The sequence below is a fragment of the Microbacterium sp. WCS2018Hpa-9 genome (assembly GCF_031843745.1).
Classification (GTDB): domain Bacteria; phylum Actinomycetota; class Actinomycetes; order Actinomycetales; family Microbacteriaceae; genus Microbacterium.
Genome location: NZ_JAVTIY010000002.1, coordinates 460,244 through 478,093 on the forward strand (window position 1 = coordinate 460,244; position 17,850 = coordinate 478,093).

16 protein-coding genes are annotated in these 17,850 nt (G+C 67.8%); 9 read left to right on the plus strand and 7 right to left on the minus strand.

Translation table 11 applies throughout. From position 1 onward, the window contains the following. The first annotated feature begins 11 nt into the window (after window positions 1-11). Genes RQG82_RS06045 through RQG82_RS06065 form a run of 5 tightly spaced genes read left to right on the plus strand, consistent with a single transcriptional unit; the run spans window position 12 to window position 4,923 of the window. A complete protein-coding gene (locus tag RQG82_RS06045) occupies window positions 12-1,505 on the plus strand; it encodes an ABC transporter substrate-binding protein (protein WP_311258208.1) in 1,494 nt (497 codons plus the stop codon). A gap of 52 nt (window positions 1,506-1,557) precedes the next feature. Then, complete coding sequence (locus tag RQG82_RS06050; RefSeq protein WP_311258209.1) at window positions 1,558-2,520, plus strand: ABC transporter permease; 963 nt, start codon at window positions 1,558-1,560, stop codon at window positions 2,518-2,520. Further along, entirely contained in the window at window positions 2,517-3,377 is an 861-nt protein-coding gene (locus tag RQG82_RS06055; protein ID WP_311258210.1) for an ABC transporter permease, read from the plus strand. Before RQG82_RS06050 ends, RQG82_RS06055 begins: the two co-directional genes overlap by 4 nt. Beyond that, window positions 3,374-4,171, plus strand: a complete 798-nt coding sequence (locus tag RQG82_RS06060; RefSeq protein ID WP_311258211.1) for an ABC transporter ATP-binding protein — start codon at window positions 3,374-3,376, stop codon at window positions 4,169-4,171. Before RQG82_RS06055 ends, RQG82_RS06060 begins: the two co-directional genes overlap by 4 nt. Then, entirely contained in the window at window positions 4,168-4,923 is a 756-nt protein-coding gene (locus RQG82_RS06065; protein ID WP_311258212.1) for an ATP-binding cassette domain-containing protein, read from the plus strand. The genes RQG82_RS06060 and RQG82_RS06065 overlap by 4 nt, the downstream gene beginning before the upstream one ends. Before the next feature lie 159 nt (window positions 4,924-5,082). Here RQG82_RS06065 and RQG82_RS06070 read toward each other — a convergent pair whose 3' ends face one another. The 3 genes from RQG82_RS06070 to RQG82_RS06080 all read right to left on the minus strand — a co-directional run bounded on the left by RQG82_RS06070 (window position 5,083) and on the right by RQG82_RS06080 (window position 8,669). Beyond that, window positions 5,083-5,484, minus strand: a complete 402-nt coding sequence (locus RQG82_RS06070; RefSeq protein ID WP_311258213.1) for a DUF779 domain-containing protein — start codon at window positions 5,482-5,484, stop codon at window positions 5,083-5,085. Window positions 5,485-5,566: 82 nt separating this feature from the next. Then, window positions 5,567-7,132: an aldehyde dehydrogenase family protein gene (locus tag RQG82_RS06075; RefSeq protein ID WP_311258214.1), complete on the minus strand. Its 1,566-nt coding sequence runs from the start codon at window positions 7,130-7,132 to the stop codon at window positions 5,567-5,569. A 211-nt stretch (window positions 7,133-7,343) separates the two neighbouring features. Then, a complete protein-coding gene (locus RQG82_RS06080) occupies window positions 7,344-8,669 on the minus strand; it encodes a GAF domain-containing protein (protein ID WP_311258215.1) in 1,326 nt (441 codons plus the stop codon). Window positions 8,670-9,001: 332 nt separating this feature from the next. Between RQG82_RS06080 and RQG82_RS06085 the strand changes: the two genes are divergently transcribed. Together RQG82_RS06085 and RQG82_RS06090 are read left to right on the plus strand one after the other, a co-directional pair. After that, window positions 9,002-10,519, plus strand: a complete 1,518-nt coding sequence (locus RQG82_RS06085; RefSeq protein ID WP_311258216.1) for an ATP-binding protein — start codon at window positions 9,002-9,004, stop codon at window positions 10,517-10,519. Continuing rightward, a complete protein-coding gene (locus tag RQG82_RS06090; RefSeq protein WP_311258217.1) occupies window positions 10,512-11,372 on the plus strand; it encodes a response regulator in 861 nt (286 codons plus the stop codon). Before RQG82_RS06085 ends, RQG82_RS06090 begins: the two co-directional genes overlap by 8 nt. A 312-nt stretch (window positions 11,373-11,684) precedes the next feature. On the opposite strand, the gene RQG82_RS06095 is transcribed toward RQG82_RS06090, so the two are convergent. Together RQG82_RS06095 and RQG82_RS06100 are read right to left on the minus strand one after the other, a co-directional pair. Then, a complete protein-coding gene (locus RQG82_RS06095) occupies window positions 11,685-13,112 on the minus strand; it encodes a CCA tRNA nucleotidyltransferase (protein ID WP_311258218.1) in 1,428 nt (475 codons plus the stop codon). Between the two features lie 62 nt (window positions 13,113-13,174). Beyond that, window positions 13,175-13,468: a hypothetical protein gene (locus RQG82_RS06100; protein ID WP_311258219.1), complete on the minus strand. Its 294-nt coding sequence runs from the start codon at window positions 13,466-13,468 to the stop codon at window positions 13,175-13,177. A 70-nt stretch (window positions 13,469-13,538) separates the two neighbouring features. Here RQG82_RS06100 and RQG82_RS06105 point away from each other — a divergent pair, with 70 nt between their 5' ends. Both RQG82_RS06105 and RQG82_RS06110 read left to right on the plus strand, forming a co-directional pair. Next, window positions 13,539-15,299: an alkaline phosphatase family protein gene (locus RQG82_RS06105; RefSeq protein ID WP_311258220.1), complete on the plus strand. Its 1,761-nt coding sequence runs from the start codon at window positions 13,539-13,541 to the stop codon at window positions 15,297-15,299. 21 nt (window positions 15,300-15,320) lie between these two features. Next, window positions 15,321-15,782, plus strand: a complete 462-nt coding sequence (locus RQG82_RS06110) for an ASCH domain-containing protein (protein ID WP_311258221.1) — start codon at window positions 15,321-15,323, stop codon at window positions 15,780-15,782. Window positions 15,783-15,818: 36 nt separating this feature from the next. Here RQG82_RS06110 and RQG82_RS06115 read toward each other — a convergent pair whose 3' ends face one another. After that, complete coding sequence (locus RQG82_RS06115; protein ID WP_311258222.1) at window positions 15,819-17,471, minus strand: carboxypeptidase regulatory-like domain-containing protein; 1,653 nt, start codon at window positions 17,469-17,471, stop codon at window positions 15,819-15,821. 31 nt (window positions 17,472-17,502) lie between these two features. Further along, window positions 17,503-17,766, minus strand: a complete 264-nt coding sequence (locus RQG82_RS06120; RefSeq protein ID WP_311258223.1) for a hypothetical protein — start codon at window positions 17,764-17,766, stop codon at window positions 17,503-17,505. Window positions 17,767-17,850 lie beyond the last annotated feature (84 nt).

Here is a 17,850-nt window from a genome sequence, read left to right on the forward strand (position 1 = left end):
CTGGAGCACTCATGAGAAGAACCCGAACTCTCGGCGCGCTCGGCGCCCTGGCCACGCTCGCCCTCGTGGCCGGCTGCGCCTCGGGAGCCACCGACGACACCTCGAGCGAAGACGCCACGATCTTCATCGGGTCGCTGTACGAGCCGACGAACCTCAGCAACACGCAGGGTGGCGGCCAGGGTGTGACCGAGGCCCTCACCGGCAACGTCTACGAAGGCCTCTACCGGCTGACCGACGACGGCGAGGTCGAGCCGCTTCTCGCCGAGGACGCTCAGGTCTCTGACGACGGACTCACCTACACGATCACGCTGCGCGACGACGTGACCTTCCACTCGGGCGACCCGCTGACCTCCGCCGACGTGAAGTCGAGCGTCGAGGCTGTCACCGCCGAGGACTCGGTCTCAGCTCGCAAGTCGAGCTTCAAGACGATCGCCGACATCGCGACCCCCGACGACCAGACGGTCGTGTTCACCCTGTCGCAGCGCTCGATCTCGTTCCTCTACAACCTCAGCTACGTCTGGGTCGTGAACGACGGGGCCAGCGACATCACCGGGTCGGAAGACGGCACGGGCCCCTACACGCTCGACGAGTGGAAGAAGGGCTCGACCCTGACCCTCGAGCGCTGGGACGACTACTGGGGCGAGCCGGCCAAGAACGCCGAGGTCGTCTACACGTACTTCACCGACGCGACCGCCGAGAACAACGCTCTGGCCACGGGCGAGATCGACGTGATCACCAGCGTGCAGAGCCCTGATTCGCTCGCGCAGTTCGACAACGACGACTACGTGATCAGCGAGGGCACCTCGACCACGAAGGAGCTGCTCGCGTTCAACGACCGGGTCGCCCCCTTCGACAACGCGCTCGTGCGCAAGGCGATCTACTCGGCCGTCGACACCCAGAAGCTCCTCGAGTCGATCTGGGGCGACTACGGCACGCTGATCGGATCGATGGTGCCGCCGACCGACCCCTGGTACGAAGACCTCACCTCGGTGAACCCGTATGACGTCGAGCTCTCGAAGGACCTGCTCGCTCAGGCCGGCTACGCCGACGGCTTCACGTTCACGCTCGACACCCCGAGCTACGACCCGCACCCCGCCGTCGCGGAGTTCCTGCAGTCGCAGCTCGCCGAGGTCGGCATCACGGTCGAGATCAACACGATCAGCGCCGACGAGTGGTACACGAAGGTGTTCAAGGAGCAGGACTTCGAGGCCACGCTCCAGGAGCACGTGAACGACCGCGACGTGGTCTGGTACGGCAACCCCGACTTCTACTGGGGCTACAACGACGCTGAGGTGCAGCAGTGGGTCGCCGAGGCCGAGCAGGCCGCGACGACCGACGAGCAGACGGCTCTGCTGAAGCAGGTCAACGAGAAGATCGCCGAGGATGCCGCGAGCGTATGGTTGTACCTCTACCCGCAGATCGTGGTCGCCTCGAGCGACCTCAGCGGATACCCGGTCAACGGCCTGAACTCCCAGTTCTTCGCCTACGACATCGTCAAGTCCTGACGCGCGAGGGGGATGCCGCGCGTCGGCATCCCCCTCCTCATCCTGAACAGTCATGCTCGCTTATCTGATCCGTCGCCTCGCCTTCCTCGTGGTCTCGCTCGTTGTCGCGATGATCGCGATCTTCGTGCTGCTGCGACTGCTGCCGGGCGACCCGGCGAACGCCCTGCTCTCGGTCAACGCCACCCCCGAGCAGATCGCCGCCGCCCGCGCGCAGGTCGGCTCCGATCAGCCCCTGCTGCAGCAGTTCACGACCTGGGCGGGGCAGCTGCTGCGCTTCGATCTCGGCGAGTCCTTCCTGAGCTCGCGTCCCGTCGGCCCCGACATCGCCGACCGCCTCGCCGTGACCCTTCCGCTCACGCTCATCGCGTTCACCGCCGCCCTGCTCGTCTCGCTCGTGATCGGCATCACCGCGGCCGTGAAGGCCGACCGCTGGTATGGCATCGCGCTCTCCGGCTTCGCTCAGCTGGGCGTGGCGGTGCCCGTCTTCTGGGTGGGCGTCGTGCTCGTCTGGGTCTTCGCTCTCGGACTCGGGCTGCTGCCGTCCGGCGGCTTTCCGCGCGACGGCTGGGAAGATCCGGCCGACGCCCTGCGCTCGCTCGCGCTTCCCGTGATCACGATCGTGATCGTGATGAGCGCGTCTCTCAGCCGGTATGTGCGCTCCGCGACCCTCGACGTGATCGGCAGCGACTACCTGCGCACCGCCCGGGCGGGCGGCTCGGGCATGGGTGAGGCCCTGCTGCGACACGGCGTGCGCAACGGCTCGGTGCCCGTCGTCGCGATCCTCGGCATCGAGTTGTCGACGACCCTTCTCGGTGCGGTCGTCGTCGAGAGCGTCTTCACCCTGCCCGGTCTCGGCAGCCTGCTGCTGTCGGCGATCGAGCAGCACGACTTCCAGGTCATCCAGGGTGTCCTCGTCGTCAGCACCCTCTTCGTTCTGCTGGTCGGCTTCGCGGCCGACATCGTGCAGCGTCTGATCGATCCGCGTCTGCGCACGAGCGTCTCGGGCAACCGATGAGCCGCGTCGCCGAGCAGCTGATCACCGGCTCCGTCCCCGTGCGGAGGCGGCCGAAGGCGACCCTGCTGATCGGTCTCGTGCTCACCGGAGTCATCGTGCTGATCGCCCTGATCTCGCTGTTCTGGCTGCCCTATCCGCTCGCCGACACCAGCGGCAGCCGACTCGAGGGCCCGAGCGCCCTGCACCTGCTCGGCACCGACCGTCTCGGCCGCGACCTGCTCTCACAGCTCATGTGGGGCGCGCGGATCGCACTCATCGTCGGCACCTGCTCGGTCGCGATCGCCGCCGTGCTCGGCACGATCATCGGCCTCATCGCCGCGTTCTCCCGCCCTTGGGTCGACGACACGCTCTCTGCCGGACTCGACGTGGTGATCGCGTTCCCCGTGCTGCTGCTCGCGATGCTCGTCGTCGCCGTGCAGGGCGCGTCGCTGTGGTCGGCGGTGCTCGCGATCGGTCTCGCGATGTCGGCGGTCGTCGCCCGTCTCACCCGCATCCTGTCGCGCCGGGTGCTGCAAGAGCAGTTCGTCACCGCCGCGCGCACCAGCGGCACGAGCGTGCTGGGCATCGTGTTGCAGCATGTGCTTCCCAACATCGCGCCGACCCTCGCCGTCAGCCTCGCGCTGCAGTTCGGGGCCGCCGTGCTCGCCGAGGCGAGCCTGTCGTATCTCGGACTCGGCGCTCCGCCGCCCAATGCCTCGTGGGGCCGCATGCTGCAGGAGGCGCAGGGCACAGTGCTCACCGCCCCCGTCGGCGCCATCGCGCCCGGTATCGCGATCATCGCCCTCGTGCTGGGCGTGAACTTCCTCGCCGACGGCCTGCGCGACCTCGCCGACCCCACCCGCAGGAGGAGCCGATGAGCATCCTCGACGTCTCGGGCCTCACGGTCCGTTCGGCATCCGGCGCGGTCGTTCGCGATGTCTCGTTCTCGCTGGCGGCCGGCGAGCGTCTTGGCCTGATAGGTGAATCGGGGTCGGGCAAGTCGCTCACCTCGCTTGCGGTCACCGGACTGCTTCCGGATGCGCTCCTGGCATCGGGATCGGTGCTGCTCGACGGACACCAGGTGGTCGGAAGTCGGGATGCCGAGCTGCGACCGCTGCGGGGACCCGTCGCGCAGATCGTGTTCCAGGAGCCGCTCACCGCACTCGATCCGCTGATGAGGGTCGGCCGACAGATCGCCGAGCCGCTGCGCCGACACCTCGGGCTGCGTGGTGCGGAGCTGCGATCTGCCGTCGCAGCCGCCCTCGACGAGGTCGCACTCTCCGATGAGCGCATCGCCCGTGCCTACCCGCACGAGCTCTCGGGCGGTCAGCGCCAGCGTGTGGCGATCGCGATCGCCCTCGCAGCGCGCCCGAAGCTGCTGATCGCCGACGAACCGACGACCGCGCTCGACGTGACGGTGCAGGATGCCGTGCTCGCCCTGCTCGAACGACTCGTCGCCGACCGAGGAATGGCGTTGCTGTTCATCAGCCACGATCTCGCCGTCGTATCGCGCATGGTCGACCGCATCGTCGTACTGCGTGCTGGGCTCGTCGTGGAGGAGGGCGCGGTCACGCAGGTGCTGCGGGATCCGGCGGAACCGTACACGCGGATGCTGGTCGACAGCGCGCGTGCACTCGATGCGTTCCTCGATGCCGGGGAGGGCACGCGATGACCATCCTCGAACTGCGCGGCGCAGGCTTCGCCTATGGATCCCGTCAGGTGCTCGACGACGTGTCGCTGAGCCTCGACGAGGGTGACACCCTCGGCCTCGTGGGCGAGTCGGGTGCCGGCAAGTCGACGATCCTGCGTCTGCTGCTCGGCCTCGCCGCACCCCGAGAGGGGCAGGTGCTGTTCGACGGCGCACCCCTGTCGCTGCATGACCGCGCGCAGATGCGTCGCTTCCGGGCGAGCGTGCAGCCGGTCTTCCAAGACCCGTACTCGTCGCTCGACCCCCGTCAGCGCATCGACCGCATCATCGGTGAGCCGCTCCGTTCGCTGCGCCTGGCATCCGGTGCCGATGCACAGCGACGCATCGCCGAAGCGCTCGAGTCCGTCGGCCTGACTGCCGACACCGCGCGCCGATATCCGCACGAGTTCTCGGGAGGGCAGCGTCAACGCATCGCCATCGCACGCGCCGTGGTCTCGCGCCCGCGGGTGCTGCTCGCCGACGAGCCGGTCAGCGCGCTCGACGTCACCACGCGTGTGCAGGTGCTCGAGCTGCTCGACCGGCTGCGTCGCGAGAACGGCCTGTCGCTCATCATGGTGTCGCACGACCTGACCGCCATCGCCTCGGCGTGCGACCGCACCGTGGTGCTGCAGGACGGTCGCGTCGTCGAGCAGGGGGCGACGGCATCCGTGCTTCATGCCCCGCAAGACCCGTATACGCAGGCACTGGTCGCCGCGGTTCCACGGCTGCCGCGCTGACCGCGATCGTTCTGCCTCTGCCGTGACTTGGCACCTATGGTCGCTTCAGTTTCTGAATTGCGACGACAGGTGCCACATCAGCAGCTGGCCTCAGTTGGCACCTCTCGTCGCTTCACCCCTTGAACAGCGACTTTGGGTGCCACATCAATCGGCGGCCGCTCACCCCCCTGACGGGGCCAGACCGAAGTACTCCAGCTCTGCGTCGTTCAGCATCCGGGAGCGGATGAGGAACCGCATGCCCGTCGGCCCCTCGACCGAGAAGCCCGCGCCCCGACCCGGCACGATGTCGATCGTGAGGTGCGTGTACTTCCAGTACTCGAACTGCGACTCCGACATGAAGACCTCGACGGGGGCCTCGAGCCCGACATCCAGCGCCCCCAGCAGCACGTCGCCCGGTCCCGTGATGAACATGCCCACCGGATAGCACATGGGCGACGAGCCGTCGCAGCATCCGCCGGACTGGTGGAACATGAGCGGTCCGTGCTGCACCGTGAGATCGCGGATGAGGGATGCCGCGGCATCCGTCACGTCGACCCGTTGGTAGGTGCCGATACTCACCATGATCCGCGCCTTCCTGAGGGTAGTCCGAGGGCAGTTGGTTCCGGGCGGACGCTGCGGGCGCAGCGTCCGGCCGGAGTCGAACTCAGAAGAAGCCCATCGGGCCTTCTGCATACGAGACCAGGAGGTTCTTGGTCTGCTGGTAGTGGTCGAGCATCATCTTGTGGTTCTCGCGACCGACGCCCGACTGCTTGTATCCGCCGAACGCGGCGTGCGCCGGGTACTGGTGATAGGTGTTGGTCCAGACGCGCCCTGCCTCGATCGCACGCCCAGCCCGGTATGCGGTGTCCCCGCTCCGGCTCCACACCCCGGCGCCGAGCCCATAGAGAGTGTCGTTCGCGATCGAGATCGCGTCGTCGAAGCCGTCGAACGAGGTGACCGACAGCACCGGCCCGAAGATCTCCTCCTGGAAGATGCGCATGTCGTTCGTGCCCTCGAACACGGTCGGGGCGACGTAGTATCCCTCGCTGAGGTCGCCGCCGAGGTCGACGCGGTCGCCACCGGTGAGCAGTCGCGCGCCGCCCTGCTTTCCGATGTCGATGTAGCTGAGGATCTTCTCCAGCTGATCGTTCGACGCCTGGGCGCCGATCATCGTGGCGGGGTCGAGCGGGTTGCCCTGGATCACCTTGCCGACGCGCTCGAGTCCGTCGGCGAGGAATCCGTCGTAGATCGACCGCTGGATCAACGCACGCGACGGGCAGGTGCAGACCTCGCCCTGGTTCAGCGCGAACATCGTGAACCCCTCGAGCGCCTTGTCGTAGAACGGGTCTGCGGTGTCGCGGGCGACATCCTCGAAGAAGACGTTCGGGCTCTTGCCTCCGAGTTCGAGCGTGACCGGGATCAGGTTCTGCGAGGCGTACTGCATGATCAGGCGCCCCGTCGTGGTCTCTCCCGTGAAGGCGACCTTGCGGATGCGCTTGTGCTGCGCGAGCGGTGCCCCTGCCTCGATGCCGAAGCCGTTGACGATGTTCACGACGCCGGCCGGCAGCAGGTCGCCGATGATGTCGAAGAGGAAGAGGAGGGATGCCGGCGTCTGCTCCGCCGGCTTGATGACCACGCAGTTGCCTGCGGCGAGCGCCGGCGCGAGCTTCCACACGGCCATCAGGATCGGGAAGTTCCACGGGATGATCTGGCCGACCACTCCGAGCGGCTCATGGAAGTGATACGCGACGGTGTTCTCGTCGAGCTGGCTGATGCCGCCCTCCTGCGCACGCAGCACGCCGGCGAAATAGCGGAAGTGATCGATCGCGAGGGGGATGTCGGCGGCGAGCGTCTCGCGCACCGGCTTGCCGTTCTCCCAGGTCTCGGCGACGGCGATCTCCTCGAGGTGCTGCTCGATGCGGTCGGCGATCCTGTTGAGGATCACCGAGCGCTCTGCGGGGCTGGTCTTGCCCCAGCTCGCGAAGGCCTTCCACGCGACGTCGACGGCCCGGTCGATGTCTTCGACGGTTCCGCGGCCCACCTCGGTGAAGGGCTTGCCGTTGACGGGGCTGACGTTGTCGAAGAACTGCCCCTTGACCGGATCCACGAATTCGCCGCCGATGTAATGGCCGTACCGCGGACGGTAGGTCGCGATGGCGCCCGGCTGACCGGGGGCGGCGTACGCGGAGGATGCGGGGGCGGTGGACACGTCTTCTTCGACGATCGTCATCGGAACTCCTTCGACGGGCCACGGCGTCGGTGCTGCGGCTGTCCTCCGACGGTAGGTCGGCGGAGGTTGCGCGCCGATGCGCAACGTTGCGATCGGTTGCAGGGCGGTCACAGGCTGGATCCGCTCGAACGGCTGATGATTCCCCGGATGGTGGGCACCCCGTCGGTGTGTACACGTCCGGGCGGGGATCCGTCAGCCCGATGACCCCGGGTCAGCGATCTTCGATGCGTTCGATGCGCGCGACGAGTCCTGCGCGCTTCGGAGACCGGGCAGGCAGCATCTCGAGAGCGAGACGGAGCGCCGCAGCGTCCCCCTGCCCCTCCGGGATCTCGGCGTATTCCAGAAGGACGTCGAGGCTCGCCTCCGAGAGCATCGCCTCGCGCAGCGCCGCCCTCACCGACTCACGGAACTCCTCCACCCCTGGCGAGGTCGACTCGGGAAGAACGGGACCGCGATAGGCGGTGAGGGCTACGCGGTGCGCGCCGCGGTCGAGCAGCGAGAGCACGTCGTGCGCGTCCGTCTCGAGGGGCACCGTCAGTCGGTAGGGCCGGGACTCGGGAACGAGGCTGGGAGCGTGCTTCTCGAGAACCTTGCGCAGACGCACCATCTCAGGGCGCAGAGTGTCGGCCGACGCTTCGGGGCCGTAGACGAGTTCGCTCAGGCGCTCGGCAGACAGGCCCTGCCTGTTCACCGCGAGCATCAGCAGGATGGCGGCGTGGCGAGCGCTCAGCTCGATCATCGACTCCTCGAGCTCGGTCTCGGACTCGAGACGCGCTCTGTCTCGCCCGAGCACGTGCAGTGTCGCGCGGGTCGTGGGCTTGGCGCGGGAAGAGAACGTCGTGGGGCGGGGCGCGTCGCTGCGCGCCCGAAGCCGCGCCACCATCAGCTCGGACTCGACGGCGCGCGCGGTGGCATCGACCAGCAGTCGCGCCTGAGTCGAGACGACCTCGTCTCCGCCCGTGACATCGATCACTCCGAGAACCCGCCGCGTCTCGGGGTCGCGTACCGGCGCCGCGCTGCACGACCACGGATGCACCAGCCGGTTGTAGTGCTCGGCTCCGCGGATCTGCACCGACTGACCGAGCTCGAGCGCCGTGCCCGGGGCGGTCGTGCCGACGGCATCCTCTGCCCAGTTCGCGCCGGCGACGAATCCCATGCCCTCGGTGAGCGACTGCAGCTGGCGGTCGCCTTCGATCCACAGCAGTCGGCCGGCCTGATCGCCGACGGCAACGACGACCCCCGACTCCTCGGGTGTGCCGGGCAGGAGCAGCGCACGGATCATGTCCATGGCGGATGCGAGCGGATGCGCGAGGCGGTAGGCCTCGAGCTCTTCGGTCACGAGCTCGATCCGCGGCGCCTCCTCGGGCCCGACCCGGCCTCTCCACGAGCGCACCCACGACTCGCGGACGAGGGTGCGCACCTGCTGCAGACGGTGATCGTCGAGGTTACCGGCGATGAGTTCTTCGTGTGCACGCTCGATCAGCAGACGAGAGGCCTCAGGAGGACCATCACGTGACACCTGCCACGACGCGACCACAGCATCTCCATTCGTCGTCGGTGGAGCGTTACCCCAGTGTAGGAGCCTGATGCCGCGGGCGTAACCCGCGATATTCCGGTCGAGTGCTCGGGTGCCCGAACCGGTGTACCGGTACTTCGCCCCCGAGTCCGTAACATGCACGATGACACCTGCTGGTACGACCTTGACGGCCTCTCGCGAACGACGCGACGAACCCGGGCTCGGTGGCACCCCGAGGCGAACTCTCGCGGCGCACACTTCGTTCCCTCAGTCCGATGCAGAGAGCCAGGTGTATCGTCGCGAGCGGAGAGATCATGCGGACAGGCCCCGTCGCAGCACGCGCGGATGCCACCTTGCCCACGAGATCATCGCGGAGGGGCGTCCTCGTCGCGCAGACGCTCGCATTCACCATCCTGCTCACGACCGCACTGGTCGGCGCCCTGCTCTTCACCGGAGCGGAGAACGATCGTGGAGCCGTCGGCATGCTCGAGGGTGGGGTCGCCGACGAGCTGGCCGAGCGAGTGCTGAGCCACGACACACGGCCGTTCGGGCGCCCGTTCTCGCTCTACGCGGTCGTCGATGCCGACGGCCACGTCATCGCGACCGGTGGAACGGAGGGAGAGAGGGCCGAGGGCTGGCATCTCACGGGCCTCAGTGACGAACCGGGCGCCCCCGTCGCAGGGGGTTACTCGCTTCCGCTCGAGCGAGGTGGCTGGTTGTTCGTCGAGATCGATTCGCGCTGGCGAGACGGGCGCGTCCTGGGCATCGTCCTTCCGATCGGTCTGCTGATCATCGCCGTGGGAGCGGCGTCGTTCTATGTGCTGCGGGTGCTGTCCGTGCGGTTCACCCGCGCCGCATACCGGATGGAGCCCGAGCAGGTCGACCAGATAGTCCGCGAGCGAGCGGCACTGCTCGAGAGCATCGCAGACGCGGCGATCGGCATCGACCGAGACGGCCGCCTGCTGTGGTTCAACTCCACCGCCGGCGATCTGCTGGCTGTGACTGACGACGACATAGGCAGGGATGCCGAGGAGCTGCTCGCCGCAGCGAGCGGAGGAAGCGGCGGCCGTGCGCTGGACGCGCACCTGATCCAGATCGGTGATCGCGTGCTGATGCTGTCTGCCGACCTCGACGTCTCGCAGGTGGCCGGCGAGAGTCGGCTCGTCATGCTCAGGGACTATTCACGGGATGCCGCACTGCTGCGGGCCTTGGACGGTGCCCAGAACCACATCGACGCGCTGCGCTCGCGTGGGCACGAGTTCGCCAACACCCTTCACATCATCGAGGGTCTGCTCGAGATGGCCGAGCCGGAACGCGCTCTCGACTTCGTGCGCGCCGGCGGGGTGTCGGGAGAATTCGGCATGCCGGCAGACGGTGTCGAAGACCCGAGCGTGCGAGCGCTCGTCTATGCGCATCGAGCCCGCGCTCGTGAGCGCGGCATCAGTCTGATCGTGTCCCCCGGAGCCGCGCTGCCCGATCTGGCCGGCGCCGACCAGAGCTTCACAGAGGCGAGTCTGCTGATCATCGGCAACTTCCTGTCGAATGCGGTCGAGAGCTGCTCGACGGGCGATGCCGTGCAGCTGATGGTCCTCGCGTCCGAGGCGCCCGACTGCTCCAGTCTCGTCGTGAACTTCGCGGTGGACGACAGCGGCCCCGGAATCCCGGAGCATCTGCGGGATCGAGTCTTTTCCCTGGGGATGAGCACCAAGACGGGCCGCGATGCCCGTGGCTACGGTCTGGCCATCGTGCGCGGAGCCGTCACCCGGTTGGGCGGCAGCTGCGAGTGCCGCACATCGGATCTGGGCGGCATGAGGTTCGAGGCGAGCATCCCGGTTCCTGACTCCGAGCGCTCGAGGTTCGCCGATGACTGAGCTCCGCGTGCTGATCGTCGACGACGAGCCGATGGCCGCTCAGCTGCATCGGATGTTCGTCGAGCGGACTCCCGGATTCGTCGTGACGGGCATCGCTTCCTCCGGCGAGGCCGCGGTCGAGATGATGCAGAGCGACCCTCCTGACGTCGTCCTGCTCGATCTTCAGCTCCCCGGCATCTCGGGATTCGACGTGCTGCGCCTGCTGCGCACGCATCACGGCAACGACGTCGATGTCATCGCCGTCACCGCAGACCGCAGGGCGAGCAGTGTCGCGCAGATGCGGATGCTGGGCGTCGCGCACTATCTCGCCAAACCTTTCTCGGTGCGAGAGCTGCGCTCCCGGCTGCGTTCGGTGGCACGGGTGCGCAGCGCCCTCTCATCCCGGCAGAGCTTCGACGGCCAATCCGAGATCGACGAGGTCATGCACAGCGAGTTCGTCGTCGTCGACATCTCGCCGGGTCGACCCGACGACGCCACGGATCAGGACATCCGTGCCGGGCATCCGCTCGATCTTCTGCGAGAACGCGCCGATCTCGCGATCTCCGAGCAGGCCCACTCGATCGACTTCACGCTGCACACCCTCGCTGACTCCCTGCATGTCTCGGCCCGCCAGCTGCAGAGAGCGTACGCACGCGACGGACGCTCGGTGCAGGATGCGATCCGCGATCATCGCGTCGGGGTGGCCGCGATGCTGATGCTCGGAGTGGAGCGCCTCACAGCGGCCGAGATCACGCGCCGAAGCGGCTTCAGCAGTCCGCGCAGCATGCGGCGCGCGTTTCAGGACGTGCACGGGGTTCCTCCCGCACGCTGGCGAGCCGCGCACGCGACCGCCGAGATCGACGAGTCGGAATAGCGACGGGAAAGGGACAGAACGCGTCGGACTGATGCGCAAAGCCCCGTCAGCGACAGGGGCGATGCCGTGAGCCGCGAAGATACTCGAGAGGTTGCTGTGGCTCGACAGGCGACGTGGTCGCCGCTCGTGCGACGCGACCTCGGTCGCGCGTGGGGCGCGACAAGGCACACGTCCTCGGACGTCTGCGTCAGAGGAGCCGATGAGGTCTCCTCACCGTGAGGGGGCGTTCAACTGGGGGGACCCCCCTCATGGGCGCGCCGGTGGTCAGGTGGTCGGGCGCCGGTCGTCAGGCGGTCGATCCGCTCGACGAGCTCAGACCCGCGCAGCCCACCAGTCGCGGAGGCGCTGCTCAGCGGCATCCGTCCCGATCACACCCTCGTCGAGGCGCAGCTCGAGCAGGAACTTATACGCCTCGCCGACCTCACGCCCGGGCGCGATGCCGAGGATGTTCTGGATCTGGTTGCCGTCGAGCTCCGGGCGGATGGAGTCGAGCTCCTCCTGCTCGCGCAGCGCGGCGATGCGCGACTCGATGTCGTCGTACGCCGAGGCGAGCCGCCCCGCCTTGCGCTTGTTGCGCGTGGTGACGTCGGCGCGGGTGAGGATGTGCAGGCGCTCGAGCAGGTCGCCCGCGTCGCGCACGTAGCGGCGCACCGCGGCATCCGTCCAGGTGCCCTCGGCATATCCGAAGAACCGCAGATGCAGCTCGATCAGCTTCGAGACCGACTCGGTCGTGTCGGTGTCGAAGCGCAGCGACTGCAGACGCTTGCGCGCCATGCGCGCCCCGACCACGTCGTGGTGGTGGAAAGTCACGACGCCGCCGTCTTCGAGCTTGCGGGTGCGAGGCTTGCCGATGTCGTGCAGCAGGGCCGCGATGCGCAGGGCGACGTCGGGCTCAGCACCGGGGTGACGCGACTGCTCGAGCGAGATCGCCTGAGTGAGCACCGTGAGCGAGTGCTCGTAGACGTCCTTGTGATGGTGGTGCTCGTCGACCTCGAGTCGCAGAGCGCTGACCTCGGGCAGGAACTCCTCGATCAGCCTGGTGTCGACCAGCACGCGGATGCCGCGCACGGGGTCGTCCGTCTGCATCAGCCGCACGAGCTCCGACTGGATGCGCTCGGGGCTCACGATCTCGAGGGTCGCTCGCAACTGGGTGATCGCGTCGAACGTGTCGTCGTCGATGCCGAAACCCAGCTGGGCACTGAAGCGCGCAGCGCGCAGCATCCGCAGCGGGTCGTCACCGAACGACACATGGGGGTCTGCGGGAGTGCGCAGGACACCGGCGATGAGGTCTTCGACTCCCCCGGTCGGATCCACGAGCTTCACGGCCGGAACCAGCAGAGCCATCGCGTTGACGGTGAAGTCGCGTCGGTGCAGGTCGGCCTCGATCGTGTCGCCGAACTCGACGGTCGGCTTGCGGGTCACGCCGTCATAGCTGTCGGCACGATACGTCGTGACCTCGACCTGCTCGCCCTGCACACGCGCGCCGATGGTGCCGAACGCGCGACCGATGTCCCACTGGGCGGTCGAGATCGGCTTGACGATGCGCAGGATGTCGTCGGGCATCGCGTTCGTCGTGAAGTCGAGATCGTGGGTCGGCCTGCCGATCAGCGCGTCGCGGACGGGTCCGCCGACCACGGCGAGGTCGAAGCCCGCTGCCTCGAAGGCCTCGGCGAGGGTGCGGACGACCGGGTTCTCGGCGAGCGCACCGAGACGAACGAGGCCGTCAGCCATATTGAGCATGGGTTCCAGCGTACCGGGGCGCGGGTGTCGTCCGTCGGCGTCGCGTGTGTCGGGGCAGGGCGTCAGAACAGAGGGTTCTCGCCCTTCGCCTGCGCGACCGCGCGAACTCTCGCCTGCATCAGCCGCATGAGGAGCATGCTCATCAGGAACCCGCCGATCACCGCGACAGCGACGATGAACCAGATCCCGATCTCGGGGTCGATGAGTTCGAAGCCGTAGATCGCGGCAGCGAGGAGAAGCAGAACGGGCCCCTCGATCAGCGCGAACGTAACGAACAGCCGCGTCTGGCGACGGCCGAAATCGGCGTTGACCGCCCGAACGCGCGCGTCGATCGAGGACTCACCGGCATAGCTCATGCCCCCCACCGTAGCGGCGCCGCGTTCAGCATCCCGGACGTCCACACCGTCCGCGTCCTAGGATCGGCACGTGACCGGAGAACAGAGCGATTCCCCCACAGCGCCTGAGCCCTCCCGGCGAGGATTCCTCAGGATGGGCGGCGCCGCGCTGGCCGGCGCCGTGATCGGCGGCGCCGCAGGCGCGGCGATCGGTGCGAACGTCGCGAATCACCGAAACGGTTTCGCCTCGGAACCCGATCCGTTCGCCGCGCTCACTCCGCGCAGCGAACCCGGCTTCGACCACCTCGTGGTGGTGATGGGCGAGAACCGCTCGTTCGACAACCTGCTCGGCTACCTGTATTCGAAGGAGACGCTTCCGAAGGGCGAGAAGTTCGAGGGTCTCGCGTTCGGCACGCACAGCAACACCGCGGCGAACGGCACGGTCGTCGAGGCGCACGTCTACACGGGCGACACCGACCGCATCATGAGCCTGCCCGACCCCGACCCGGGCGAGGAGTATCCGCACGTCAACACGCAGATCTTCAGCACCGTCGACCCGAAGGACAACGCCGACCTGTTCGTCGATCAGATGTCGGCCCCGTTCAACGCACCGACGCACGGCGAGAAGGCCACGATGTCGGGATTCCTCGAGGACTACATCATCAACTTCCGCCGTCTGCGCAAGGGCGTCGAGCCTCAGGCGGAGGAGGCCGCGCACATCATGGGCTCGTTCTCTCCCGAGATGCTGCCCGTGCTGTCGACGCTCGCCTCCGAGTTCGCGGTGTTCGACCACTGGTATGCGGGGGTGCCGTCGCAGACGTTCTGCAACCGGTCGTTCTTTCACGCGTCGACCTCTCATGGCTTCGTCACCAACCAGGCCGGCGGCGGGTATCGCAAGTGGCTCGATGCGCCTGCGGCGCCCACGGTGTTCAACCGGCTCGAAGACGAGAAGGTCAGCTGGAAGATCTACATCGACAAGCTCCAGCTGGTGTCGTTCACCGGGATGCTGCACGCCGCAGTGCTCGAGAAGTACTGGCGCACCGAGCACTTCGGCACGATGGAGGACTTCTACGCGGAGGCTGCGAACGGCACCCTGCCGGCATACGCGTTCATCGAGCCGCGCATGGTCTACGACCACAACGACTTCCACCCGCCGTTCGGATCACCTCGCGAGAGCGAGGTCGACGGCGAAGCCGTGTATGACAGTGCCATCTCCGATGTCCGGGCCGGAGACCGTCTCATCCACGACATCTACGAGGCGGTGCGCACCAGCGCGTCACCCAAGGGCTCCAACGCCGTCAACACCTTGCTGCTCATCACCTTCGACGAGCACGGTGGATGCTACGACCACGTGCCGCCGCCGTCGGCGACGAAACCCACGAAAGACACCGGGGCGGGCGAGATGGGTTTCACGTTCGATCGACTCGGATGCCGTGTGCCGGCGATCGCGGTGTCGGCGTACACGCGGCGCGGCACCATCGTCCACGACGAGATGCACCACGGTTCGGTCACGGCCACTCTCTCGCGCCTGCACGGCCTGAAACCGCTCAACGACCGCGACCAGTCGGCGAACACTCTTTTCAATGCCGTGAACCTCGACGAGCCCCGGCATCCCGCCGACTGGCCTGTCACGACGCCCGCCTACACGCCCCCGAATCCCGAGCGCGCTGAGCCCAAGCCCGGTGACCCCACCGAGATGAAGCCGCTCACCCCGCCCGCCCGCGGCCTGCTCGGTCTGCTCATCGCCAAGTACGGCAAGCCCGGCGAGCCAGAGCCCGAGACGTTCGCCGACGCATACCGACTGCTGCACGAGCACGGTGAGGAGCTGTTCGGACCCGCGAACGCGAAGTAGCAGCCGCAATAGGCTTGCCGCATGACCGACAGTGCCGCGCTCACCGCCTTCTGGAACCATGTCCGCGCAGAGAATCCTGCGCTTCCGGAGCAGACGCCCGGTGCCTGGGCCTTCGGTGCGACGCCTGACCATGCCGACTCTCTGCTCGCGCTCGTCCTCGCCGGCGTGAAGACAGGGACCGCCTCCTCGCAGTGGGATTACGACGAGACCGGTGATCCCGAGCCCCACGTCGGAGAGCTCAGCATCATCCTCGACGGATCCGGTGCGCCGCGCGCCGTGCTCGAGACGACGGCCGTCTCCACGGTGCCATTCGACGAGGTCACCGCCGAGCACGCGCACTCGGAGGGAGAGGGAGACCGCACTCTCACCTACTGGCGCGAGTCACACGAACGGTACTGGCGGGCCCACTCCGAGAACCCCCGAGGCTTCGCGACGGACATGCCGATCATCTGCGAGCGCTTCCGCGTCGTCCATCCCGCCTGACCGACCCTGCGGCCTCCGCCGCGCGCGGTCGCGGTCTCAGTCGCCGCGTGAACGGCGACGCGAGATCACCAACAGCACTACTCCGAGCACGAGCACGGCGCCGCCCGCTGCCGCCCAGATGAAGGTCTCGGGTGCGAGGCCCGTTCCCGGCAGCTGACCACCTCCGGTGTCCGGCGGCGAGGCCGGGTCGGCCGGATTCTGCGTGGGTGGGTCGGTCGGCGTGATGACGGCGGCCGAGACCGTGAAGCTCGGGCCTGCGAGCGACTCTCCGGCAGGTGTGATGACGAAGGTGGCCGTCGCCGGGCCGATGATAGTGCGCCCTTCCGGCGCGGTGATCGTCAGGTCGTACGAATCCGGCGGCAGGTCGGTGATCGCGTACGTGCCCTCGGCGTCGGTGGTCACCTCCTGCGAGACCTCATCCGATTCCACCGTGATGATCACTCCGGCCACGGGTGCGCCGTCGTCGGTGCGCACCTCTCCCGAGATCGAGCCCAGGCGGGCGAGTTCGAAATCGACGTTCGCGAGGTCGGTCGTGGTGAGAGTCTCGGTGCGAGTCGCCGGGCCCGACGCGACATAGCCGTCCGGCGTCGTCATCGTGATCTCGTACTCCCCCGCCGGCAGGCGCGGGAACGTGTAGACGCCGTCCTCGTCGGTGACCGTCGTGACCGTGTCGACGCCGTCATCGACGGTGATGGTGACGTCAGGCACGCCCGTTCCGGCGGCGCTGACGGTGCCGCTCAGGTCGGCGTTCTCGACCACGACGAGGTCTTCGAGAACGATCGGCTCCTCACTGTTCTCCGGCACCACGATCTCTGTGGGCTCGATGGCGCTGAACCCGGGCGGCGGTGTGACCTCGACGGTGTGCGGGCCGACAGGCACCCCCTCGATCAGGAACTCGCCACCGGCGTCAGTCGTCGCCGGGTCGACGCCGTCGATCGTGACGATCGCGCCGGGGACGCCGGTGCCCTCGTCGTCGACGATGCGACCCGAGACCGCGACCGGCTCGATGTCGCGCACCTCGAAGGCCGCGCTGCCGTCTTCGGTCGTGAGGTCGACGGGCTGCGCGGTCGGCCCGACGGCGATCTTGCCGTCGGGAACCGTGACGGTCACCGTGTATCCGTCGGTCGCGATGAAACCGGGGAAGGAGTAGGCGCCGTCGGCATCCGTCGTCGTCGTTCCCACCACCGCGCCGTTCGCGTCGGTGTGTGTGAGCGTGGCTCCCGGCAGCGGGCCTTCGGCCTGGTCGGTGACGGTTCCGGTGATGTCTCGCGCGATCGAGGCGAACCAGGTCTGATAGATCGGGAACCCGGAGCGCTGGGTGAAGAAGAACGTCAGCGAGGTGATCGGCACCGAAGGCTCGAACCAGGCCGCCGAGCCGCTCGTGTCAGACGCCGCCGCGTTTCCTGTCAGGGTCTGGGTCGCGGGATCCCACGAGGGCACGTCTGTGGCGACCCCTGAGCATGACGGCTTGCCGGTGACGCCCGGTGCGCAGTAGTTGAAGCCGCCGTTGAATCCGAGATCCTCGGTGCTGACGGCCTGGCCGTCGACGCCGATAGCCTCGATGCGCACGGAATCGGCGTCGATGTCACCCAGCACGAAGGTCCAACCGGATGCCGGCGTGGGCGTCGCGAACGAGTAGGTGGTGGTCGACGGGCTCGTGGGACTGTCGGCCTTCGGTCGCAGATTCAAGTACTGCTGGTTGATGCTGCTGCCGTACTTCTCACCGACAGGGGTGCCCTGCGACAGCCAGGTCGATGCACCCGAGATGACACCGACCTGACCCGCGCGAATCGCTGGTCATCGTGGCGGTCAGTGCGGGCTGCGCCGCCACCTGCACGGTGGTCGTGTACGCCCCGCCTGTGCCGGTCAGCGGCTGCCAGGTCGCCCAGGCGGTGGTGGTGGCCGCGGCGGCCGGCAGAGCTCCGACGAGCGCCGCGACGAGGATGATGGCTCCGGCCAGGATTCCGCTCTTGGGCGCTCGCATGCGGCCAGAGTATCGATATATCACCCAAGGAGTCGAGGGAATAGGAAAGGGCGGATGCAGTTCGCATCCGCCCTTCACTCATCC